The following is a 21,898-nucleotide window of genomic DNA, read 5'->3' on the forward strand; positions in this document are numbered from 1 at the left end:
AACAGATCGGTATCAAGGGGACGCGTCAGCCAGGGGTAGGACGGCATGATCGAGGCCGGCACCACGCTGCGCGGGTCGATCAGGTGCGCCACATGCCAGTCGTCCGAATACTTGCCGCCCAGTCGCGCCAGATCCGGGCCGGTGCGCTTCGATCCCCAGAGCATCGGGTGATCGTAGGCACTTTCGGAGGCCAGCGAATAGGGGCCGTAGCGGTCCAGTTCGTCGGCCAGGCTGCGCACCATCTGGCTGTGGCAGGCATAGCAACCCTCGCGGATGTAAATCTCGCGCCCCGCCAGTTCCAATGGCGTATGAGGGCGCAGGTCATCGGGAAGCTCAACCGTTTCGTCGATGGTGAACAGCGGTGCGATTTCCACAATCCCGCCGATCGAAGCGGCCACGATGATTGCCGCCACCAGCCCCATGGAGACCTTCTCGAGATTATAGTGCAGTTTCAGCATGGGATCACTCCGCCGGCTGCGCGAAAAGGGGCCGGTCGGTGGCATCCCCCGTGGACCCGTGCATCGTTGCGCGACAATTCCAGGCGCAGATCACGGCCCCGGTCAGGAACAACCCGCCACCGATGGTTCGAAGCAAGTAGTAGGGGGCCATCGCCTCGACCGACTGGACAAAACTGTAGGACAGCGCGCCGTTCTCGTCATAGGCCCGCCACATCAGCCCCTGCGTAATACCGGCATTCCACATCGATACGACGTAGACGAGTGTGCCTGTGACGGCGAGCCAGAAGTGCCATTCGACGGCCCGTGGCGACGCCATCTCCGTCTTGCCACTGAGTTGCGGCACCAGCGTATAGATCGCACCAAAGACGATCATCGCCACCCATCCGAGCGTACCGGAATGGACGTGGCCCACGGTCCAGTCGGTATAATGCGACAGCGAATTGACCGGGCGAATGGCGAGGAACGACCCTTCGAAGGTCGACAGCCCATAGAACACCGCGGCCACGAACATGAAGCGCAGCGTGGCGTCATCGCGGACCTTGTGCCAGGCGCCGTTCAGCGTCGCGATGGCATTGCCCGCCGAGGCCCAACTCGGCACCAGCAACATTACCGAAAATGTCATGCCGAGCGTCTGCGCCCAGTAAGGCAGCGCGGTGTAATGTAGATGGTGCGAGCCCACCCAGATATAGAAGAAGGTGATGCCCCAGAAGCTGACGATCGAAAGACGGTAGGACCAGATCGGTCGCCCGGACCGCACCGGGAGGAAATAATAGAGCATCCCGAGAAACCCCGCGGTCAGGAAGAAGGCAACCGCATTGTGGCCATACCACCATTGCACCATGGCATCCTGCACGCCCGACCAGATGGGGAAGCTCTCTGCCGTTGTCCAGCGCACGGGAAGCGCGAGGTTGTTGACGATGTGCAGCATCGCCACGACGAGGATGAAGGCCAGGTAATACCAGTTGGCGACATAGATATGCGGCTCGTTCCGGCGGGCAAGCGTGCGGATATACAAGACGAAATACGTCACCCAGATCACCACCAGCCAAAGATCCGCATACCATTCGGCCTCGGCATATTCCTTGGATTGGGTTGACCCCATCAGATAGCCGGTGACGGCCCAGGCGCAAAACAGGTTGTAGCCGATGAGCACGACCCAGGGGCTCAGATTGTCGGCGAGCCGCGCGCGCGAGGTGCGTTGCAGGACGTGGAAAGACGTGGCGATCAGCGCGTTGCCGCCAAAGCCGAAGATGATACCCGTCGTATGCACGGGGCGCAGCCGGCCAAAGCTTGTTGCGGGCCAGGGGGGTGTCCCCTCGGGCCAGTACAAGAGCGCTGCAACCCAGACACCGATGCCCATGCCGATCATCGCCCAGATCAGTGTCATGACGATCCCGAACCGGGTCGGCGCGTCGTAGTAGCGCTGCAACCGATTGGCCGGTGGCACGGGATCATAAAGCGCGCCGCCGAGCACAAATGCGAGCGCGATCCCGAGCCCGAGCGCCATGAACCCGTGGGCCGACATGACCCCGTGACGCGCCGATGCAGCCATGGCAAGGCCCATCAGGGCCAGCAGGACCGACAGGGCCATGCCAATCCGGCGCTCAGAAACCGACAACAATGCTGTCATCTTGATCTGCCTTTCTTCGTCATGCGGCCGCCCGTTCGGGAAGGGCGATATCGGCGAGCGTGGATCTGTTCAGATCGGCGATGAACTGACGCTCCGCCTGTCGAAGCCGGGATTTCAGGCGGCAACATCCGTCGATCGAACAATCTCCGCCATCCGGCCCGAAACACTCGACGAGCGACTGTCCCTGTTCGAGCAGCCGCACGACGTCGCCAAGCCGGATGTCGGCCGGGCTGGATCGCAAGACGGCGCCCCCATTCACCCCGCGTCGGGTCTCGACGATGTCTGCCTGCGCGAGCCGTTGCATGATCTTCGCCAGGTGGTTGCGCGATAGTTTGAACTCCTCTGCCAAATCTGCCGTTGAGAACGCCCGGTCGGGCGCGCTGGCCATCCGCATCAGCATTCGAAGTCCGTAGTCGGTGAAGGAGGTAAGGTTCATGGCGTCCCGCAGATTTTCAAATCGGTATTTACAATACCTATTTAGCAGAGATAGCATGAGACTCAAGATCAATTTCCAGAGGGCCCCATGTCGACTGCCGTCTCACAGATCAATTCCGCCCGCCCGCAAATGACCGCCGAGATCATGGCGCGGACCGGGCTGGACGAAGAAAAGCTGACCGAACTGGTGCATTGCTTCTATGGCAAGGTGCGCGCGGATCCGGCGCTTGGCCCGATCTTCGCGGAGCGGATTTCGGATTGGGCCCCGCATCTGGACCGGATGGTGGCCTTCTGGTCGTCGGTCGCCTTGATGACGGGCCGGTATCACGGGGCCCCGGTCCCGTCCCATATCGGCCTGCCCGTGGACTGGGATCATTTCGACCGCTGGCTGGTGCTGTTTCGCGAAACCGCGACCGAAACCTGCCCGCCCGAAGGTGCTGCGCATGTCATCGAACGCGCCGAGCGGATCGCGCGCTCGCTGCATATGCGGTCGAGGATGCGAAGCCCCGGACAATTCCATCACTGTTCTGACCCGAGGATACGGACATGACAAGACCACTGCCCCCGCAGGACCCGAGCGACCTGACCAGTTTCATCGAGACCGAGTATCACGCGAAACACCGTGCCCGGCTTCCCGAACTGGCGGCCTTGTCGGAAAAGGTCGAAGCGGTCCATGCCGGGCAAACGCATGTTCCCGCGGGATTGGCCGACCTGCTGCGCCGGATGATCGGTGACCTCGAAGTTCACATGAAGAAAGAGGAACTGATCCTGTTCCCCGCCATTCGCAACGCGGCGGCGGGGCTGGATGCGCCGATTGCGGCGATGCGCGCGGATCATGACGACCACGAAGCCGAAGCCGGCCAAATACGGCACCTGACCAACAACCTGACATTGCCGGACGGCGCCTGTCGAAGCTGGACGCGGCTTTATTACGGGGTCGGTGAATTCCTTGACGACCTCGAAGAGCATATCCGGCTGGAAAACGACGTGCTGTTTCCGCAATTCGAAACGCGGGAGACGGGCCATGTCTGAGCTACACCTCCCAAAACCCACCAGGGACCTTGTCGACCGGCGTCATGACCTGGCACCCGATACCGAAGACGCATTCCGCGCGTTCTCGAAAGCGGTGTTCGCCGAAGGGGCGCTCGATACACGCACCAAGCAGCTCATCGCGGTGGCCGTGGCGCATGTGACCCAATGCCCGTGGTGCATCGAAGGCCATGTCAAGGCGGCCAAGCGCGAGGGGGCCTCGGGCGAACAGATCATGGAAGCCATCTGGGTTGCATCCGAAATGCGCGCCGGGGCGGCCTGGGCACATGCGCTCAAGGCGGTAGATCTGATCGACGACGCGGGCCAAAGGGACAGCTGATGCCGGCCAGACCGTTCGTCTCTGACTCCCCCGCCGGGCGCATCCGTATCAAGCGGATTTATCGCGCGGCGCGGGTCTCGGACGGCAAGCGGATTCTGGTCGACCGTCTTTGGCCACGGGGCGTGGCGAAGGACCGCGCCCGGCTGTTCGACTGGTGCAAGGACATCGCGCCGAGCGATACGTTGCGGCACTGGTTTCATGCCAATCCCGATCAGTGGCAGGACTTCGTCACGCGCTACCGGGCGGAACTCGCCACGCGCGAAGATTTGGTGCGCGAGCTTGCCGGATACGCGCAGGGCGATATCGTCACGCTGCTCTATGCCTCGAAGGACGAGGAACACAACAACGCCATCGTGCTGCGGGACTGCCTGCGCCAATGGTTGGAAAGGGAGGGAAAAATGACGGACCGGCCCAATGACGAGCCTCTGCGAACGCCGCTTTGCGATCTGCTTGGATGCGAGGTGCCCATCCTGCTGGCGGGCATGGGCGGCGTGTCCCGGTGGGAACTGGCTGCGGCGGTGGCCGATGCGGGGGGCTACGGGATGTTGGGGATGGTGCGCGAACCCATCGACCTGATCACACGGGAAGTCACCGCGATGCGGGCGGCCACGGACCGGCCCTTCGCCGTCAACCTGATCCCGGCGGCGACCGACCCGCAGTTGCTTGAGGCGCAGATCGCCTGTTGCCTCGATCTTGGGGTGCCGGCCTTCTGCTTTTTCTGGGATGTGATGCCGGATGTGGTGGCGCGGGTGAAAGACGCGGGATGTCTCGTATTGCATCAGGTCGGAACGGAGGCCGCCGCGCGACTGGCCGAAAAGGCCGGGGCGGATGTGATCATCGCACAGGGGATCGAGGCGGGCGGCCATGTGCACGGACGAAGTCCCGCCTTCGGACTGGCGGAACGGATACTGGCCGGGACCGGCCTGCCGGTCGTCGTCTCGGGCGGGATCGCGACGGGCGAAGGGCTTGCCGCCGCCATGGCGGTCGGGGCCAGCGGCGTGCAATGCGGCACCGCCTTTCTGGCGACCGAAGAATCCTTTGCGCATTCCTATCACAAGTCCCGCATCGTCGAGGCCACGGGCGAGGATACGGTGCTGACCGATGTGTTCGTTCTGAACTGGCCCAAGGGCGCCGCGGTGCGGGTGATCGGCAACAGCGTGACGGAGGGTCTCAAGGGGCATTACCTGGGCCACGACCCGGACAGCCTGCCGCGCGAGACCATCGCCCATGACGACGATCAGCCCCGCCTGCGCTTCAGCACGGATTCGCCCTTGCGCACCACAACCGGCGATCTCGAAGCGATGGCGCTCTATGCCGGTCAGGGCGCGGGAAATATCCCCGATATCGTCCCTGCGGCCGCACGTCTGAACGCCATGGTCGCGCAGGCCCGGCATATCCTGAAGGGCCCGGTGCGTAACGGTTTCGAGGCGATGTCATGAGCGACGAATTCAAGAGCTTCCGCTGCCAAAGCGGCTTTTCCTCACCGCCCTGCTATGCCGCCGAGGTCGCACCGGAGTATTTCGATCCGCTGGCGGTCGATCCCGAACAGGCACGCGACGTGGCCCGCTGGCGCAAGGCCGAACGCAGCCGTCTGCGCGATGCGCGCCTGGCACTGTCGGTCGCCGAGCGCGAGGAGATCGGCGAGGCGCTGGCCAGGCATCTGCGACAGGTGTTGCAAGACCGCTTCGGCGGGGCGCAGGGCAAGGTCTTTTCCGCCTACTGGCCGATCAAGGGCGAGCCCGACCTGCGCCCGCTGATGGCCGAACTGCACCAGGCCGGCGTGACCGTCGTCCTGCCCCTGGTCGAAACAAGGGCGGCCCCGCTCATCTTCCGCCATTGGACGCCCGAGACACGCATGCAGCGCGGCGACTGGAATATTCCCGTCCCGCCCCCGGACGCACACGTCGTCACACCCGACATCGCACTTGCCCCGCTCGTCGGCTGGACGACGGATGGCTATCGCCTCGGCTATGGCGGGGGCTATTTCGACCGGACGCTGGCGGCGCTGACCCCGAAACCTTTTGTCATCGGCATCGGTTTCCAGTCGGCACAGCTCAAAACCATTTACCCGCAACCCCACGATATCCCACTCGATCTCATCCTGACCGAGAACGGGGTGCAAGCGGATGAGGAAGCGACATGAGCACCACGGCGGAGCGGATGCGCGCGTGGCGCGGCCCGGCGATCCTCAGCTTCGGGTTCCGTCCCTTCTTCCTCGGGGCCGCTATCTGGGCCGCGGTTGCCATGGCGCTCTGGATTCCGGCCCTCACCGGAGCCCTCGACCTGCCGACCCGGTTCGACGCGGCAAGCTGGCATGCGCATGAGTTTCTGTTCGGCTATCTGTCGGCGGTCATCGCCGGTTTCCTCCTGACTGCGGTCCCCAACTGGACAGGGCAATTGCCGATCGTCGGCTGGCCGCTTGGCGGACTGTTCGCGCTCTGGCTTGGCGGGCGCGCAGCGGTCCTCTTTTCGACCGGTCTGCCGCCCCTTGCCGTGGCCCTCGCCGATCTCGCCATGCCGGTGGCGCTGACCGGGTTTCTCGCGCGCGAGATCGTTGCCGGGAAAAACTGGCGCAACCTGATTGTCCTCGCCTTGCTCGGCGTCTTCACGCTCTCCAATGCGGTCTTCCACATCGAAGCGGCACAGAGCGTCTACGCCGCGCAGGGCTACGGGCTGCGCACCGGCCTTGGTGTGGCCCTGATGATGATCGCGGTCATCGGCGGACGGATCGTGCCCTCCTTCACCCGCAACTGGCTGGTACGGCAGAATCCGGGGCGCTTGCCGGTACCCCCGATGCAACGCTTCGACAAGATCGCGCTCCTGGCGCTTCTTGCCGCGCTTGTCGCCTGGATCGCGGCTCCGTCAACACGCGTGACGGCGGCGCTGCTCCTGGCCGCGGGGGCCCTACATCTGGTGCGCCTCGCCCGTTGGGCCGGTGACCGGGCATTGGCCGAGCCGCTACTGTGGATCCTGCATCTGGGATACCTGTTTCTTCCCCTCGGTGCGCTCATGATCGCCGCGGGCATTCTTTTACCGGGCCTTCTCGCTTCAGCGGCGGCGCTGCATCTCTGGATGGCCGGGGCGATCGGGCTGATGACCATGGCCGTGATGACCCGCGCGACGCTCGGACACTCCGGGCAGGCCCTCCATGCGGGGCGCGGCACCGTCGCGCTCTATGCAGCCCTTGTGACCGCCGTCGCTGCACGTTTCGCGGCGGGCCTCTTACCAGAGCAGGCGTCCACACTCTATGCGATTTCGGGCGTGACCTGGTGCGCAGGATACGCCGGTTTTGCGATGATCTACGGCCGTGCGTTGGTTTGCCCACGCTCCGAGCGGTGATCAGGAGGTGTCTCCAGCCGCGGCTGCCAGTCCTCGACCGCATTCCGCGCGAGTCTGGCCTGGACCGTCCTCTGCCAGCCGGCCGGAAGGCCGGGAAGGGCCGCGAATTCCGCCAGGGCGTCGCGATCAAGCATGTTCCTGTAAAGCAGGTCCCAGACTCGGTCCAATGGCCAGCCGGGCTGGGGGCGGGAGATCAGTGATGCTGTGTCCCCGGGTGCAATTTCGCCATCGGTCACAACGCGGAAATACCACCCGGTGCGACCGCTGTCCTGAACCCGGCGCGCCATGTCCGGCACATTGAAACGCAGGTTCAGCTTCCAGCACGGCTGACGGGTCTGGCTGACCTCGATCACCGCATCGCCCAACCGGAACCTGTCGAAAAGGCAGATGTCGGCCTCGGTCGCGCCCTCAATCACCAGGTTCTCGCCGAAACCGCCGGGATAGAACCTCTGCTCCCGCTCGGGCAAGCCCCTTGCCCAGACCGGATAATGCGCCATCGGGTAGGCGTGCAGCGCCTTGTCGGGCCCGCCATGGCGCAGGGAATCGCCCTGTTCGTCCCCGTCCAGCCCATTAAGCCGGGCCATGACCGGGCCAAACTGCCGTTGCTTGTCGATGCCGGACAGGACGTCAGCGGCTCCGAGCGAGGCGAGCCGGCCGATCCGGATTTCGGCCACGGTAAACCCTGTCATGCCGGGACCTCTTCACCGATCAACCCCATGATCTCGGCCCCGAGCGCGAGGTCGGGGATCTGTCCGAAGTGCCGTGCCCGTAGGGTCCCGTCCCTGTCAAAGAGCACAAGGCTCGGTGTGCCCTGCAAGCCCCAGGCTTCCATCGTGCGTGGCATCGGTCCCTCGCCCGCCGCGTCGATCGCAACCGGAAAACGGATGCGCCATTCGTGCAAGAAGGCCGCCAGGCTTTCGATGCTGTTGGCCGCATGGTGCTCGAAGACGCTGTGCAGGCCGATCACGGCCAGGTCTTTTGCGTCGAAGGTCTGCGCGAGGCGTTGCGCCTGCGGCAGGCCGTTTAGCACGCAGCCCGGACAAAGCATCTGGAACACCTCGACGGCAAGCACCCGGCCATGGAATTCTTCCAATGTCAGCGGGCGGTCCGTGTTGAGCCAGTGGGCGGTGTGGAAGGGAATGTCGTCCATGCGATGCGGCCTATGTTGTGGAGGGCGCGGGTATCGGCCCGCGCCCCAAGCTGTCATTCTCCGACCTTGCCTGGCAGGCTCAGATCGCCCGAGGCGATGTCGAACACGTCGGTCACGCAAAGCAAGGGTGCATGCACATTGGCATTGACCCGCAACCCGGCCGTGACCCCGTCGAAGGACATGGCTTCGACCGCGCCGATCTCGACGAAGGGCACATGCACCTCGATCGTCTCCGCGGTCAGAACCGGCTGCCATCCGGGACTGTCGATCAGCAGCGGCAGGCCCGGCCAGGTCGCCGGCAGTTGCGGGGTTGCGCCTTCGGGGATGTCGATCACCTTCAACGCCCCCGGCCCGCAGGCCTCGTCAGGCCCGAGAACGACCCAGTGGCTGTGCCAGAGATCTCCGTCATTGCCCCGGTCGCCGTCACCGTTCTCGTCGAACAATGGCGTGTCGTCGAAATCGGGATGCGCCGTCGCGGTCATGGCGAGGATGCCTGCGCCGGGATCGAACCCAACCGCCCCGGCGTCGAGGCTCGTCGGCCAGACATAGGCAAAGACCTCCGCCCCGGCCAGCGCCCCGCTCGGCGTCGGACGCGCCTCGCCCGCCGCTCCCGAAACCGCCATGTGAAAGATGGCGACATTGCCGTCGGTTTTGATCCTGGTGTGCACGATATCAAACGCGGCAATCTCGGCGGTTCCGGCCTCGGAGCTGATACCGCCTACATGGTCGTGGCCATCATCGGCGAAGGCTGTAACCGGCAAGGCGATTGGGAGAGTGAATGCCAGAAGCAGAGTCCGCATCAAGCTTCTCTTGGTTTTTTGGCACCTGAGCCGCAGAACTTTATGGGAGGACCGTACGCCGGAAGGCACTGCCGCGTGGTCCATCTGCCGGCCGAGGCTGCGGCAAGGGGCATGGTGAATTGTGGTTTTCTGTGACATTGTGGGTCTGTCTCCTGTCTTTTCTCAGAGGTAGTTGACATCAAGGACGCCGCGCCCGTTGCCGCGAGCGTGGCGTCCGGCTTTGGGGCTCAGGCCATTTCGAACCGCCGCCAGGTGGCGGCAGCCTCCTTGGCAGGAGCCGCTTCGTGATCGTCACAGTCGAGGCGCAGGCGCGCGTCCCCGAATGCGGCGTCCACAAATGCGCAGTGATGCGGTCGCGCGACATCGGCATGGGCAAAGGGGCGGAAGTGACGACAGGTTACGCACATCCGTTGAACCGGAATCGCATCGGCCTCTTGCAGCATGCGAATGATCCGGACCAGCGCCCGTGCGAACGCTCCGCGTTCCTCCTCGCCCAGGTGTTCGATGGCCCGCTCCAGTTCCACGGGCGCCATTGATAACTCCGCCACCGCACGTTGCCCGTCCGCCGTTGACTCAATCCGGCGGGCGCGTCCGTCATCCGGATCGGGCCGTCGCCGCGCCAACCCTCTGGCTTCCAGCGACGAGACGGTATCGCTCAGACTGGCCTGGGAAACACCTAGTTGTTCCGCAAGCTCACCGAGACGCGCCGAGCGTCGGGAAATGTGCTGCAAGACCTCGCCCTGCGTCGGATTGAGGCCAGCCTCTCCAGCCGTTTGCCACTGGCTTGCCCGCCAGAACACGACAAGTTTCTGAAAGGCCGTCATAATCAGTTCTGTATCGCCGGACATATGGCACCTCTTTCAGAAAACTATATAGGAGTCCTAAATAAAATCAAGCCAGCATTCTCGAGTGCCCAGTGGCACGGTGTCTCCACATCGACAGGACCGGGAACCTGTGCCACTGTAAGTAATGAATAATCCGAAGAAATTTTGACCGGCAGCCGTCAGGAAGCATCACGATCATGTCCGAAGAACCTCAAACTACACGCACGACATTTCCCGATCTGCCGGACAGGGTTGAAGGCGGATGGGAACGAAAGGCCATCGCCATCCTGCAAGGCGACGCCCGCCGCTCCGCCGACACGCATTTGATCAAACCCAGCTTTGCCGGGCTGAACGGTATCTCGATCTATCTCAAGGACGAAAGCACCCATCCGACCGGCAGCCTGAAACACCGGCTGGCACGGTCCCTGGTGCTCTATGGGATCTGCAATGGCCGGATTGGCGAAGGCACCACCCTGGTCGAGGCTTCGTCGGGCTCGACCGCCGTCTCCGAGGCCTATTTCGCCAACTTGCTCGGCCTGCCGTTCGTTGCCGTCATGCCACATTCGACCTCGCGGCAGAAAGTGGCCGAGATCGAGCGCTTCGGCGGTCGGTGTCACTTCGTTGACAGCACGGCGATGGTTTATGATGCCGCCGAAGCGATCGCCCGCGAGACTGGCGGACATTATCTCGACCAGTTCACCAATGCCGAACGGGCAACGGACTGGCGCGGCAACAACAACATCGCCGAAAGCATATTCGACCAGATGCAGGGCGAAGAAGATCCCGTGCCCGAATGGGTTGTGATGAGCGCGGGCACCGGCGGCACGTCGGCCACCATCGGGCGCTACATTCGCTATCGCAGCCTGCCGACGAGGCTCTGCGTCGTCGATGTGGAGCATTCCGCGTTCCACGATTGCTATTGCAGCGGCGATCGAAACGCGACCTGCGACCGGTCATCGCGGATCGAAGGGATCGGGCGGCCGCGCGTTGAACCATCGTTTCTGCCGGAGGTCATCGATCATATGTTCCGCGTCCCCGACGCGGCCTCCATCGCCGCGATGCGCATCCTGTCCGACCGCATCTTCAGGCGGGTCGGCGGATCGACCGGCACCAATTTCTTCGGGCTGTGCTGGGTCGCCTCCCGCATGATGGCTGCGGGGAAAGCCGGCGCGTTGGTTTCGGTCATCTGCGACAGCGGCGCGCGCTACAGCGATACCTACTACTCCGACGAGTGGCTGGCCTCGCAGGGGTTCGACATCGCGCCCTGGTGCGATACGCTCGAACGTTTTCTCGAGACGGGCGAGATGTCCGTGCCCGAATGCTGAGGCGAACGGTCCAGGCGTATGGCCGATCCTTTCTGCTGCTTCACGACGGCCTCTCTGCCCGACGCATTGACTCGAAAACAGTCTCAAGATGGTGCCGCATCGCGGCGGCGGTTTCGTTCGCGGAACCCTTGGCAATACTCTCGACAACGGCTTGATGCTGCAAGCTGTGATGTTCCGTGAATTCGGCAACGCCGAGCCTGCGATAGGTCAGTTCCCATTCGCGCTGCCAAGTGGCATGCCGCCGGACGCCGGCGAGATAGTCGAGTAAGCCAAGCAGGATGGGGTTCCCAGTGACTTCCGCAAGGCTTCGGTGAAACGCGGCATCCAGTTGTTCGCATTCGGATCGCGTAGCCGCATGGCGGCCCCTTTCGGCCACGCTGGAGAGATGAGCAACCTCGGCAGGGGTGGCGAATTTTGCTGCTTCGGCCGCGACCGACGGTTCAATGTTCAGGCGAGCCTGCATCAGTTGATGGGGTGAGGCGCGTTGCACCAGAATGGTATCCCGAATGGGATGGCCCAGCGGGCGCATGCCATAGAATGTGCCCTGCCCGACATGCCGCCAAATGTCGCCGGCGCGCTCCAGCTCGTCCAGGGCTTTGCGGAGGGTTTCCCGGCTGCAGGCGAGTTGTCGAGACAAATCACGCTCAGACGGCAGTTGGTCGCCCGGGGCGATGGCTTTTTCTACGATGTAAATGCGTAATTCCGAAATGATCTGCCGAGTCCGTTTCGTCGCCATGTCTTCCTCTTTTCCAGACCAATTTGCAGACCAATCTGCTTCGATGCAAGGCGTGCACCATACTGAGGATAGAAAACATGTTGACGCCAATCATACTCACTTTGGCCGGTCTGGGTGCCGGCGCACTCAATGCAATTGCCGGAGGCGGTACGTTCCTGACTTTCCCTGCCCTGGTTTGGGCAGGTATCCCCCCCATCATGGCGAATGCGACAGCGACCTTTGCCGCGCTTCCGGGCTATGCCGGAAGCGCCTGGGCCTATCGCGAAGACATTGAGACTGACGGCAGACCTTCCTTGCGGCGGCTGATCCTCACCTCGATCGCAGGTGGTTTGATTGGGGCAGGTCTGCTGCTGGTCACGCCGGAAGATCTGTTCTCGGGAGTGGTGCCCTGGCTGTTGCTGATCGCGACGGTGGCCTTTGCGGCCGGACCGTGGTTGGCGCGGCTGGCGGCCCGATCCGGGCAGCACATGTCCGAAAGTGGGGCGCTTGGCCTGATTTTCACGGTGTCCGTCTATGGCGGCTACTTCAACGGTGGGTTGGGGATCATGCTGCTGGCCGCCTTCGGCGTCGTCGGAATGAACAATCTGCACCGTATGAACGGGCTGAAAAATCTGATGTCGGGCATTCTATCGGTGGTTGCGGTTCTCACCTATACAATCGCCGGCCTGATCGACTGGAGCGGCCTCATCATCGTCGGTGTTTCTTGCGCTATCGGTGGCCACCTCGGCGCTGCTCTCGCACGACGCATTCAAAATACGGCAGTCTTGCGCGGGTTCATCGTGTCCATCGGTCTCACAATGGTGCTCATTTTCTTTGTTAGGTCTTTGGGTTGATGGGTTCATGCTCTGCCAGAACCCACGAGGATAAAAGATGCGCGCATACGATCCAGAACCACCAAACACCATCGATGATGGAGGATCCATGCAACTTTGATTAGTCATCAAAAATGCACGCGCCCTTGCATCGGGGCGCAGCGGATTGGGACAATCAAGATCCCGGAGACGAGCGGTCTGCCGAGTCCTTCGTGCACGGTCCGCCGGATTACTTGCGTGCCCGAACATTTCCAAAATCGCCGCAGATGCCACCGCGACGACCGGTGTTTCGGCCATGCCGCCTGTTCTGGCGAGGATGACGGGTTGCAGCGCGACCGGATCGCTGATCGAAACCGCAGCAACCTGCGCACCGTCATAGGATAGGTCACCGGGCGAGAGGGTATAACTGATCCCGACACGCTCGCCGTTCGCGGCAAGACTTCGCATGAACTCGCGCGATCATACCCGATGCGCGACGGTGGGCGACAGATCAAGGTCGCGAAAGAGCCGCAGAACGTGGCGTATGGACAACCCCTCGTCAAACAGGATCAGCGGTTCTGATCGTCAGCGCGCGCACACCGCTGACATTTTAGTCGGACGCTTCAAGCTCAGCCCAATCGTCTGACATGGCAAGCCTGGGTGCACGAACACTCTTGGTTGAATGTGCGGCAGCGACCCGGGTGAGGGACGCCCGGATTCATATTCAATGCCAAAAGGCGCAAAACCCAAAACCCAGCGCGCCGTTCTATCACGCAGCCATTTCCCCAGGTGGTGCATTTGATCTGCCTGACGTTCGCCTATACGTTCAATTCCGCTTCTCCGACGGCAGGAGAGACTATCGGCTGCTGATCACACACTCGCGAAATCTCGTATCCTCAATCACATTTGTCAAAGTCGCGTTCTCGCCTTGCGTCCACCATTCATACTGACCGGCGACGTAGCGCGCACCGGAACCGGACACCACATTGACAAAAACCCTGTGATCTCCGTCCACCGGCACAAGGGCCAGAACATCCGAGTCCGAATTCATGTAATGTACCGGGAACGGGTCCGCATCACCGCATTCGTAGGTCAGCGTCGTGACTTCCGCATCTTCCACGTCCAGGCCGATCGAAAATGCCACATCGGCGGAGACCGCCGCGGGAACGAACACCACGACGAGTGCAACGGCAAGTTTCTTGTACATGGTTCGTCACCTTCTTGTTCATACTGTCAAAAGTGCTCCGGATCGCGCGGACCAGAACAAAATTCATCAGCGATCAGAGTGCTGCTGAAACTCGCTGCCTCAGCGCCGCGCGGTGATCTGCCCGCCGGAGGCGCTGGCAAGTACAAGCGTGCCGAACTCGTCGATGTGGTACGTATCAACCGTCTCCAGCAGGCCGAGCAATCGGCGTTCTTGATCCATCGCTTCAGGTTCACAGGCCATCATGGTTGCACCGCTCGGGGTGATCGTCATGCCCTCGCCATCGACGGTATAGCTTGCAATCAGACGGTTGCAACTTGCATTGCCCGATAATTGACCATCCGCACCGAACAGCAACTTTGCTCGAGAGTTCGCGATGACCGCTTCGCCGCCGATACTTGCGACAACCCATTCTTCGACCTGTAGCTGTGTACTGGCCGCGTCTTCGGCCGATGGCCGGTCTGCCTTTTCCAGATTGCAAGCGGCCAACAAGAAAGGCGAGATCATGGCAAGTGCAGCAATCGAACGGATCATTACGTCGTGTCCTGTGAAATGGTTGGAAAGCCTCAGATAGGCGGGGTCTGTCGACATATCAATGCAATAGGCGGAAACAAGCCCGCATGGACTTCATGCCCGGCCGGGGAACCGCCGCAAATGCAATCTAATGATGTCGCACGAACCATGCAGCTCAATCGATCCGCCACATTCGGTATGCCCATGCGCCGCTGCCTCGCGAACAAGCGCATGTGCTTCCATCCAATTCTGATTGCGCAGAACGTCGGTACGGCTGATGTCGGCCAGATTTTCGACCAAAGGAGTCGAGATCAGAGGCCGTTCCGTCAGCCCCGAGCGGAGCGCGGCCGCAACGCCCCGCGATAGATGGTGGGGCGGCGTCGAGACGGGCTACCTGACCAGCATGCGTAACTCCCGCGCGATCTCCGCAGCCAAACGAGCGTTGTTGCGTACCAGTGCGATATTGGCGGTCAGCGAGCGTCCTTCCGTAAGTTCGAAGATCCTGGACAGCAGAAAAGGCGTCACCTCTTTACCGGCTATGCCATTCTCCTCAGCTTCGGTCTGGGCCTGCGCGATAATCGGTGCCAGTTCGGCCGCGGCGATTTGATCTGCCACGGGAATAGGATTGGCGACCAACTGGCCGCCCGGCAGCCCCATGGCCCCACGCATCGCATGGGTGCGCGCAATCTGGTCGGCCCGGTCCAGGCGAAGCGGTGCCACCAATTCGGACTGCGATGACCAGAAGGCGGGAAAGCTGTTCTGCCCGTATGCGATCACCGGGACCCCGTGCGTTTCGAGCATTTCCAGCGTTTTGGGAATATCGAGAATGGCCTTGGCTCCCGCCGCAACCACGGTGACCGGAGTTTGTGCAAGTTCCAGCAGGTCGGCGGAAATGTCGAAAGTGGATTCGGCCCCCCTGTGAACACCCCCGATCCCACCGGTGGCGAAGACATCGATGCCCGCGATGCGCGCCGCGATCATGGTTGCCGCAACCGTCGTCGAACCCGAGGTGCCGTTTGCGATACAAACCGGCATGTCCGCGCGAGAGACCTTGGCCACGCCTTGTGCGGTTCCGAGATCGGCCAGCTGGTCTGCCTCCAGTCCGATGTGGAGAACGCCGCTCAATACCGCGACCGTGGCCGGCGTTGCCCCGGCGTCGCGGATATCCTGCTCGACTTGTGCGGCGACCTCGACGTTTTGCGGGTAGGGCATGCCATGCGTAATGATCGTGCTTTCAAGCGCGACGATCGCGGACCCGGCGTCTCGCGCCGCTTGGACTTCTCTGGAATATCTGATGTCGAACAAAATGGAACTCCTCATGGATGTGAGCGGCTCGGCAAAGCGCCCAATGCAATTGCATGATGCCAGAGAATCGAACAATACCGCTACCCGGGGTGGCGCGAAGGATGTTAGCAATCTACGATAGGGATCATCGCTCGGGGTGGCCTAGGCGACACTGGCTCCCGTTCTTTGATAATAATCGTCGCGTCCCAGGCGTCAGTCTGTCCGTCCAGGCGAAGGAGGTGAATTGCGAGCCCTGATCAGTGTTCGTGATGTCGGGCGGGCCGAAGCGGTGGATTGCCTCGTTCACCGCCTCGACGCAGAAGCCGGCTTCCAGCTTATTCGAGACGCGCCAGGCCGGCACCTTGCGCGTGTGCCAGTCAATGACCGCCACCAAATACAGGAACCCCTTGCGCATCGGCAGGTAGGTAATGTCGGCCGCCCAGACCTGGTTTGGGCGGGTAATGCGCTGACCGCGCAACAGATAGGGGTATATCTTGTGTCCTTTTGCCGCCTTGCTGGTGTTGGGCTTCTGATAGATCGGCATCAGGCCCATGAGCCGCATCAAACGGCGGATGCGTTTCTCGTTCACCAAATGGCCGTCGTTGCGCAGGTGCCAGATCATTTGGCGAACACCGAAGGACAGTGTTTCCAGGATCTGCTCATCGATCTGCCGCATCAGCATCAGGTTCAGAGCCGTTTCACCCTTGGGCGTGTAATAGAACGACGATCGCAGGATCGACAGCAGCCTGCATTGCTTGCCGATAGACGCTCAGAATTAGCAGGTTCGACCATCTTGCGCCTCACTTGCCGATCTCCGGGCCTTTCTTGCTGCCACACTCGAACACACCGGATGCCCCCTCCAGTAGCGCCCGCTTCCAGCTGTGGATCATCGTCGGGCGAACACCAAACCGGCTCGCCAACTCGGCCGCCGTCTGTTCACCCGTTAGGGCTTCCAGCGCCACTTTAGCCTTGAACTCAGGCGAAAAGTTCTTCCGTTTCGACATCTCTGATCTCCTCTTTGTCGAAGATCAGCAGACGGCAAATCGTAGCTTAGGCCAGTGTCCGAAATTCGGGGACTATCATCCTCGTGCAAACAGCCATCTGCGGAATGGCGAAGCAGCAAGTTGAATCTGAACTGGAAAAACTGTGTATTCACACGGATGCCGCGCTGCTTTGAAGTAGCAATCTCAACGTATCACGACAGTTACCGTGTGCACCAATCGAGGGATTGAAAACAATGCCGATCTTCAACCTTGGCTCAATAAATCTGGACCGGTTCTATAATCTCAGCCGCCTTCCTCGCGAAGGCGATACAATGTCTGCCCATGCGCGATCAGTCGACCTTGGAGGCAAGGGTTTCAACATTTCCGTTGCGATCACTCGGGCCGGTGGCATCGTGACCCATATCGGCGCGATAGGAGCCAGCGACACAGGCACATTGCACAGGATCGCGGAACAGGGTGTATCATGCAATTGCATTCTGAAACACGGAAGCGCGCCGACCGGCGAGGCGATCATTTACGTCGCCAGCGACGGTGGAAACTGCATCGTTCTCGAACCCGGGGCAAATCGTAAGATGGCATCATCGCATATCCGCTCCTGTCTCGACGAGGCCACTGCGGGTGACTGGCTGATCCTTCAGAATGAAACGAACGGGCATGAAACGGCCATCGACACCGCAAGGGCGAAAGGCATGAAGATCGCCCTGGTCGCCGCGCCTTTCGACGCGAACGCGCTGATCCCGTTGATCGACAAGGTCGACCTCGTTTCCGCAAACGAAGTCGAATACGCCCAGATCGCGCCGTTCATCACCGCCGATCCGGCGCGATATGCCGACACCCATTTCGCCATCACCTTCGGCGCGGATCGGGCCGAGTACCGCGCGGACGGCAAGGTCTGGCAGGTCCCTTCGATGCGCGTATCGGCGACGAATACCACCGGGGCAGGCGATACCTTCTTTGGCTACCTGATGGTCGGTCTGGACAGTGGCATGACATATCCCGAAGCCCTGAATCTCGCCAATGCGGCGGCGGCGCTGAAAGTGCAGCGCGAAGGGTCGGCGTCCGGGATTCCCTACCGCCCGGAAGTGGATGACCTTCTGCAAGACAGCCGGACCGACGAGTAGTATGGCATTCGCTCATCGGTCCATTGCGCTTCTTCGGGCGTCTGCCCAACCGGTTTCCACTTGGCGGGTCAGGCCCCGCCCGCGGCGCGAAATTCGATGGGCGCGCGCCCGGTCAACTTCTTGAAATCCCGGCTGAAATGAAACGGGTCCGGGTAGCCGACGCTTTCGGCCACCTTCCTGACCGTCAGCGACCGGTCTAGTAGCAGGGGTTTGGCGGCGTTGATGCGTTCACGCCTGAGCCAGACCATCGGGCTGAGCCCGGTTTCATCGCGGAACACCCGATGCAGTTGTGATGGCGACAGGGCGGCAATCTCGGCCATGTCGGCGATACGCCATGGTCGCCGGATCGCGCGCCGCAGTTGCCGCATAACCCGTTCAAGCGGCAGGCGGCTGTCAGGTTCTGCCTCGATCAGCGGCCGGCGGCGATCGGCAAGTATCTGTGCCAGCAGCGCGCCGACGGCGGCGGAATTGGCCGCTGCCAGATGCGGATCACGATCGCGCATCGCCCAATGTACCGTCTCTAGCCGCCGCGCCGCCGCGGCAGGATCGGACAGGCCGGTGACCGGGTTGGTGCCTGCCACCGCCTGTTCGAACAGCCGGTCCAGCCCGAAACCCTGCACGCCGATCCAGAGATAGCGCCAGAATTCCGAAGATACATGGCACCCATGCGCGTAGCCGCGTTTCGTATCGAGCCAGACCATCGCGCCCGGATCGGCACGCCGCCGCCGCTGCGCCTGGCGCACGAGGCCGGTACCCTCGACCGTCAGGATCAGCACATGCTGATGAAACCGGCGGCTGACCGGCGGCTCGCCACGCTCGGCCACGCCCTCGCCGCCGGCCACCACCTGGTAGGGGAATACATCCTCGACCGGTCCGGGTGTGTGAAACCATATCGTCGTATTCGACATCGCGCCTGACCTCAGCTTTGATCGCACCATGTAGAAACCATGCGAGTATTATCCATGCTCTTTGCGGCCTCTGTCCATGTGAAAGCGGCAGGCGGTGATGTATTTTTGACCCTGAAGCGCGGCCTATCGTCTTTACCAGAAGGGAGCCAGCCATGTCAGACATGAAAACCGGCCAGATCGAAACGCCCCTTGCAGAGCAGTTTGCAACAATCATCAATAACGCGACTTTGTCGCCGCGACAGAAGACCTATTTCCTTGCGCGCACGGCCGAAAACAGCCTGGAATACGCACCGCTCGACGCCGACGTCCAAGCCGCGCTTAATGATCGCGTGATCTGTGACATGTATGAGGGCAACGCCCCCTACAAGCCGCGCTACGTGCTGCCGGATTATGCCGTGGTGCTGCGGGACGGTTCGGAATACCTCGAACTGCCCGCCCCGCGGACGCTGGACGAGGCCATAAACACGCTGATGATCGCCTATCACCACATCCCCTCGGTCACCGGGATGCCGGTCTATATCGGCCAACTCGATGATCTGCTGCTGCCGTTCTGCGACGGGGTCAGCGACGAGGACCTCCATGCCAAGATGCGTTTGTTCTGGAGGTTCCTCGACCGGACCCTGCCCGATGCCTTCATGCATGCCAATATCGGCCCCTCGGACAACCGCGTTGCGCGGGCCGTATTGGCCGTTGACGCCGAACTGAACCAGGTCGCACCGAACCTGACCTTCCGCTACGACCCAGCCGTCAGCAGCGACGAGATCCTGCGCATCTGCACCGATAACATCCTCTCCTGCTCCAAGCCCCATATCGCCAACCATCCGATTCACGCGGCAGTGTTCGACGACCCGGGATACGGGATCGTCAGCTGCTACAACGCGCTGCCCCTTGGCGGTGGTTCCGCGACCTTGTGCCGGATGAACCTGGCGGAGGTCGCGACGCGCTCGGACAGCGAGGCCGCGTTCTTCAGCGTCGAACTGCCGCGCTATGTGGCGCAACTTGCCCGCCTGATCGAGGCGCGCGTTGAACGGCTGGACGCTTCCGGTTTCTATGACAGCTTCCTGGTCGAAGAAGGCTGGATCTCGCGCGAGCGTTTTGGCGCGATGTTCGGCATCTATGCCATGGCCGAGGCGGTGAACAGGCTTCAGGATCTCGAGGGACGCAAGGGCCGCTATGGCCATGATGAAGGTGCCAATGCGCTTGGCGTGAGAATTTCGCAGGCGCTGTCAGAACTGGTCGCCGCGACGCCGATCGCAGGCATCTGGACGGGCCGGGCAATGCTGCATTCGCAATCGGGCATCTCGACCGATATCGGCTACACGCCCGGCGTTCGCATCCCCTATGGCTCCGAGCCCGATCCGGTCGCACATGTCCAGGCCCTGCGCGGGCATCATGCCTTCTACACCTCGGGCGTGTCCGATATACTGACACTGGATGAGACCGTTCGCGCCAATCCGGCGGCAGTGTTTCAGCTCGCCAAGGGGGCGCTGGCCTTGGGGTTCCGCGAATTCACCGCCAATGTGGCGGGCAACGATCTTGTCCGCGTGACCGGATACATGATCCGACTGTCGGATCTGGAACGCCATAAGCAGGACAAGGAACTGCGCCACGGCTCATCGCTGCTTGGGGCCGAGGCGGCGGAAAGCGCGAAGATTCTGACGCGCCGGCCGCGTGTTGTCGCAGTCGAGATGCAGGCGGGCGAGACCGCCATGGCCAATGCCTGATCCGATCGGAACCATATCCAGAGTTCTGCGCTGGTCGGTTGTGGACGGGCCGGGAAACCGGCTCGTCCTGTTTCTACAGGGCTGCAATTTCAACTGTCCGGGCTGCCACAATCCGCATACCATCGGCGTTTGCAACGATTGCGGCGACTGCATTCCCGCCTGCCCCACCGATGCGCTGACATTGGTGGACGGGCGCATCGCCTTCGACCCGACGCTGTGCACCGATTGCGACGAATGCCTGCGGGCCTGCCCGATCAGCGCCAACCCGATGGTGCGGCGGATGTCGGTCGAGGATGTGCTGGTGCTCCTGCGGCGTGACGTTGCATTCCTGAACGGGCTGACCGTTTCCGGCGGCGAAGCCACGATGCAGCTCAAATTCGTGCGGGCGCTGTTCGCCGCGGTCAAGGCAGCGCCGGATCTGGCGCATCTGACCTGTTTCGTCGATTCCAACGGCCATCTCGGCCCGCAGGGATGGGCGAAACTTCTGGATGTGACCGACGGCGTCATGCTGGATATCAAGGCCTTCGACCCTGATCGGCACCGGAATCTGACGGGCCAGGGAAATGAGCGCGTTCTGGCCTCGGCCAGGTTGCTGGCCAAGGCCGGGAAGCTGGCCGAATTGCGGTTCCTGCTGGTGCCGGGTCAGACCGACAACACGGACGAGATCGATGCCCTGCGCGACTTTGCCAGATCGCTTGGCCCCGGCATCAGGCTGCGCCTGAACGCCTTTCAGCATCATGGTGTGCGCGGGCCGGCACGCGACTGGCCGGTGATGCGCCGGGCCGGTGTCGAACAGGCCGCCGCCAGGCTCATGGCAGCCGATATTGGACCCTTGGTTCTGCCATCGGTCTGGCTGAACGGTTAAGGCCGGACCGGTCGAGGCGGCCGGAAGCGGAAAAGACGCCATTCGTAACCCCCCACGCAGCATACATCCAGCCGATAGGAGCCCCCCATGACCCCTCCTGTCGCGTTGCCCTTTAATCTGAGACGGGGCGCGTGTGGCGAAAATTTTTGCCCTTAATTGTGAGATGCGGCTGTCATGGGGCCTTTGCTTCTCGCGCGCCTTTGCGCGATGTGATCAACCGAAGCAAGCAGGCGCTGTTCCTTCTCGAAGGCGCGCAAGAGAGCAACCCTTGCATAGTCGTCGATGCTTTTGCTGACGATGGCTGCCTTAGCCAAGGGATGGGATCGAGCGGCGGCGATTGCGGCGAGGCAGAACAGCCTAACTTCCGATCTGGGGTTCTGGACAGCGAACGACGGATCCCCGCGGAAGGTTTTGAGTG

General features: G+C 62.2%; 25 protein-coding genes and 1 pseudogene. 11 read left to right on the forward strand and 15 right to left on the reverse strand.

What is annotated here, in order from left to right:
- The 3 genes from ccoO to MRY75_RS04265 form a co-directional block, all read right to left on the reverse strand.
- The coding region (gene ccoO, locus MRY75_RS04255; protein ID WP_292305907.1) for a cytochrome-c oxidase, cbb3-type subunit II at window positions 1–458 on the reverse strand (458 nt) is incomplete at its 3' end.
- Between the two features lie 4 nt (window positions 459–462).
- The gene (gene ccoN, locus MRY75_RS04260) at window positions 463–2,088 is read right to left on the reverse strand and encodes a cytochrome-c oxidase, cbb3-type subunit I (RefSeq protein WP_292305908.1); all 1,626 of its coding nucleotides are present in this window, start codon (window positions 2,086–2,088) and stop codon (window positions 463–465) included.
- 19 nt (window positions 2,089–2,107) lie between these two features.
- The gene (locus MRY75_RS04265; RefSeq protein WP_292305909.1) at window positions 2,108–2,524 is read right to left on the reverse strand and encodes an Rrf2 family transcriptional regulator; all 417 of its coding nucleotides are present in this window, start codon (window positions 2,522–2,524) and stop codon (window positions 2,108–2,110) included.
- An 87-nt stretch (window positions 2,525–2,611) separates the two neighbouring features.
- Here MRY75_RS04265 and MRY75_RS04270 point away from each other — a divergent pair, with 87 nt between their 5' ends.
- The 6 genes from MRY75_RS04270 to MRY75_RS04295 are packed head-to-tail and all read left to right on the forward strand — an operon-like array spanning window position 2,612 to window position 7,231.
- On the forward strand, window positions 2,612–3,073 hold the full coding sequence (locus MRY75_RS04270) for a group III truncated hemoglobin (protein WP_292305910.1): 462 nt from the start codon (window positions 2,612–2,614) through the stop codon (window positions 3,071–3,073).
- Window positions 3,070–3,555, forward strand: a complete 486-nt coding sequence (locus MRY75_RS04275; RefSeq protein ID WP_292305911.1) for a hemerythrin domain-containing protein — start codon at window positions 3,070–3,072, stop codon at window positions 3,553–3,555. The genes MRY75_RS04270 and MRY75_RS04275 overlap by 4 nt, the downstream gene beginning before the upstream one ends.
- Window positions 3,548–3,892 carry a carboxymuconolactone decarboxylase family protein gene (locus tag MRY75_RS04280; RefSeq protein WP_292305912.1) on the forward strand — a complete coding sequence of 115 codons (345 nt, stop codon included), beginning with the start codon at window positions 3,548–3,550 and terminating at the stop codon, window positions 3,890–3,892. Before MRY75_RS04275 ends, MRY75_RS04280 begins: the two co-directional genes overlap by 8 nt.
- The gene (locus MRY75_RS04285) at window positions 3,892–5,331 is read left to right on the forward strand and encodes a nitronate monooxygenase (RefSeq protein WP_292305913.1); all 1,440 of its coding nucleotides are present in this window, start codon (window positions 3,892–3,894) and stop codon (window positions 5,329–5,331) included. The genes MRY75_RS04280 and MRY75_RS04285 overlap by 1 nt, the downstream gene beginning before the upstream one ends.
- Window positions 5,328–6,035: a 5-formyltetrahydrofolate cyclo-ligase gene (locus tag MRY75_RS04290; RefSeq protein WP_292305914.1), complete on the forward strand. Its 708-nt coding sequence runs from the start codon at window positions 5,328–5,330 to the stop codon at window positions 6,033–6,035. Before MRY75_RS04285 ends, MRY75_RS04290 begins: the two co-directional genes overlap by 4 nt.
- Complete coding sequence (locus MRY75_RS04295) at window positions 6,032–7,231, forward strand: NnrS family protein (RefSeq protein ID WP_292305915.1); 1,200 nt, start codon at window positions 6,032–6,034, stop codon at window positions 7,229–7,231. The genes MRY75_RS04290 and MRY75_RS04295 overlap by 4 nt, the downstream gene beginning before the upstream one ends.
- On the opposite strand, the gene MRY75_RS04300 is transcribed toward MRY75_RS04295, so the two are convergent.
- The 4 genes from MRY75_RS04300 to MRY75_RS04315 all read right to left on the reverse strand — a co-directional run bounded on the left by MRY75_RS04300 (window position 7,192) and on the right by MRY75_RS04315 (window position 10,029).
- Complete coding sequence (locus MRY75_RS04300; protein ID WP_292305916.1) at window positions 7,192–7,920, reverse strand: MOSC domain-containing protein; 729 nt, start codon at window positions 7,918–7,920, stop codon at window positions 7,192–7,194. The two genes, MRY75_RS04295 and MRY75_RS04300, sit on opposite strands and share 40 nt — an antisense overlap.
- Entirely contained in the window at window positions 7,917–8,381 is a 465-nt protein-coding gene (locus MRY75_RS04305; protein WP_292305917.1) for a peroxiredoxin, read from the reverse strand. Before MRY75_RS04305 ends, MRY75_RS04300 begins: the two co-directional genes overlap by 4 nt.
- Window positions 8,382–8,434: 53 nt before the next feature.
- Window positions 8,435–9,181, reverse strand: a complete 747-nt coding sequence (locus tag MRY75_RS04310; RefSeq protein ID WP_292305918.1) for a hypothetical protein — start codon at window positions 9,179–9,181, stop codon at window positions 8,435–8,437.
- Between the two features lie 227 nt (window positions 9,182–9,408).
- On the reverse strand, window positions 9,409–10,029 hold the full coding sequence (locus tag MRY75_RS04315; RefSeq protein ID WP_292305919.1) for a MarR family winged helix-turn-helix transcriptional regulator: 621 nt from the start codon (window positions 10,027–10,029) through the stop codon (window positions 9,409–9,411).
- 173 nt (window positions 10,030–10,202) lie between these two features.
- On the opposite strand from MRY75_RS04315, the gene MRY75_RS04320 reads away from it, so the two are divergent.
- Window positions 10,203–11,330 (forward strand): PLP-dependent cysteine synthase family protein, encoded by a 1,128-nt coding sequence (locus MRY75_RS04320; protein WP_292305920.1) that lies wholly within the window; start codon window positions 10,203–10,205, stop codon window positions 11,328–11,330.
- A gap of 40 nt (window positions 11,331–11,370) precedes the next feature.
- Here MRY75_RS04320 and MRY75_RS04325 read toward each other — a convergent pair whose 3' ends face one another.
- Window positions 11,371–12,066: an FCD domain-containing protein gene (locus MRY75_RS04325; protein WP_292305921.1), complete on the reverse strand. Its 696-nt coding sequence runs from the start codon at window positions 12,064–12,066 to the stop codon at window positions 11,371–11,373.
- A 23-nt stretch (window positions 12,067–12,089) separates the two neighbouring features.
- On the opposite strand from MRY75_RS04325, the gene MRY75_RS04330 reads away from it, so the two are divergent.
- Complete coding sequence (locus MRY75_RS04330; RefSeq protein ID WP_366934904.1) at window positions 12,090–12,899, forward strand: sulfite exporter TauE/SafE family protein; 810 nt, start codon at window positions 12,090–12,092, stop codon at window positions 12,897–12,899.
- A gap of 814 nt (window positions 12,900–13,713) precedes the next feature.
- Here MRY75_RS04330 and MRY75_RS04335 read toward each other — a convergent pair.
- The 5 genes from MRY75_RS04335 to MRY75_RS04355 form a co-directional block, all read right to left on the reverse strand.
- Complete coding sequence (locus tag MRY75_RS04335; RefSeq protein WP_292305922.1) at window positions 13,714–14,064, reverse strand: MliC family protein; 351 nt, start codon at window positions 14,062–14,064, stop codon at window positions 13,714–13,716.
- 99 nt (window positions 14,065–14,163) lie between these two features.
- A complete protein-coding gene (locus tag MRY75_RS04340) occupies window positions 14,164–14,595 on the reverse strand; it encodes an META domain-containing protein (protein WP_292305923.1) in 432 nt (143 codons plus the stop codon).
- Window positions 14,596–14,964: 369 nt separating this feature from the next.
- A complete protein-coding gene (locus MRY75_RS04345) occupies window positions 14,965–15,879 on the reverse strand; it encodes a pseudouridine-5'-phosphate glycosidase (protein ID WP_292305924.1) in 915 nt (304 codons plus the stop codon).
- A 124-nt stretch (window positions 15,880–16,003) separates the two neighbouring features.
- Window positions 16,004–16,534, reverse strand: coding sequence for a DDE-type integrase/transposase/recombinase (locus MRY75_RS04350; protein ID WP_292305925.1), 531 nt, complete (start codon window positions 16,532–16,534; stop codon window positions 16,004–16,006).
- A gap of 124 nt (window positions 16,535–16,658) precedes the next feature.
- Window positions 16,659–16,862 (reverse strand): transposase, encoded by a 204-nt coding sequence (locus MRY75_RS04355; RefSeq protein ID WP_292305926.1) that lies wholly within the window; start codon window positions 16,860–16,862, stop codon window positions 16,659–16,661.
- Window positions 16,863–17,095: 233 nt separating this feature from the next.
- On the opposite strand from MRY75_RS04355, the gene MRY75_RS04360 reads away from it, so the two are divergent.
- Window positions 17,096–17,983, forward strand: coding sequence for a PfkB family carbohydrate kinase (locus MRY75_RS04360; RefSeq protein WP_292305927.1), 888 nt, complete (start codon window positions 17,096–17,098; stop codon window positions 17,981–17,983).
- Window positions 17,984–18,051: 68 nt separating this feature from the next.
- Here the strand turns inward: MRY75_RS04360 and MRY75_RS04365 are convergent, their stop codons facing one another.
- Window positions 18,052–18,891, reverse strand: a complete 840-nt coding sequence (locus tag MRY75_RS04365; RefSeq protein WP_292305928.1) for an AraC family transcriptional regulator — start codon at window positions 18,889–18,891, stop codon at window positions 18,052–18,054.
- Between the two features lie 152 nt (window positions 18,892–19,043).
- Here MRY75_RS04365 and MRY75_RS04370 point away from each other — a divergent pair, with 152 nt between their 5' ends.
- Together MRY75_RS04370 and MRY75_RS04375 are read left to right on the forward strand one after the other, a co-directional pair.
- A complete protein-coding gene (locus tag MRY75_RS04370) occupies window positions 19,044–20,615 on the forward strand; it encodes a YjjI family glycine radical enzyme (RefSeq protein ID WP_292305929.1) in 1,572 nt (523 codons plus the stop codon).
- Window positions 20,608–21,480, forward strand: a complete 873-nt coding sequence (locus MRY75_RS04375) for a YjjW family glycine radical enzyme activase (RefSeq protein WP_292305930.1) — start codon at window positions 20,608–20,610, stop codon at window positions 21,478–21,480. Before MRY75_RS04370 ends, MRY75_RS04375 begins: the two co-directional genes overlap by 8 nt.
- A 152-nt stretch (window positions 21,481–21,632) precedes the next feature.
- On the opposite strand, the pseudogene MRY75_RS04380 reads toward MRY75_RS04375, so the two are convergent.
- Window positions 21,633–21,898, reverse strand: a pseudogene (locus MRY75_RS04380) (hypothetical protein); the annotation flags it as partial.

It is taken from the genome of Marivita sp. (assembly GCF_022763305.1).
In the GTDB taxonomy this organism is placed as follows: Bacteria; Pseudomonadota; Alphaproteobacteria; order Rhodobacterales; family Rhodobacteraceae; genus Marivita.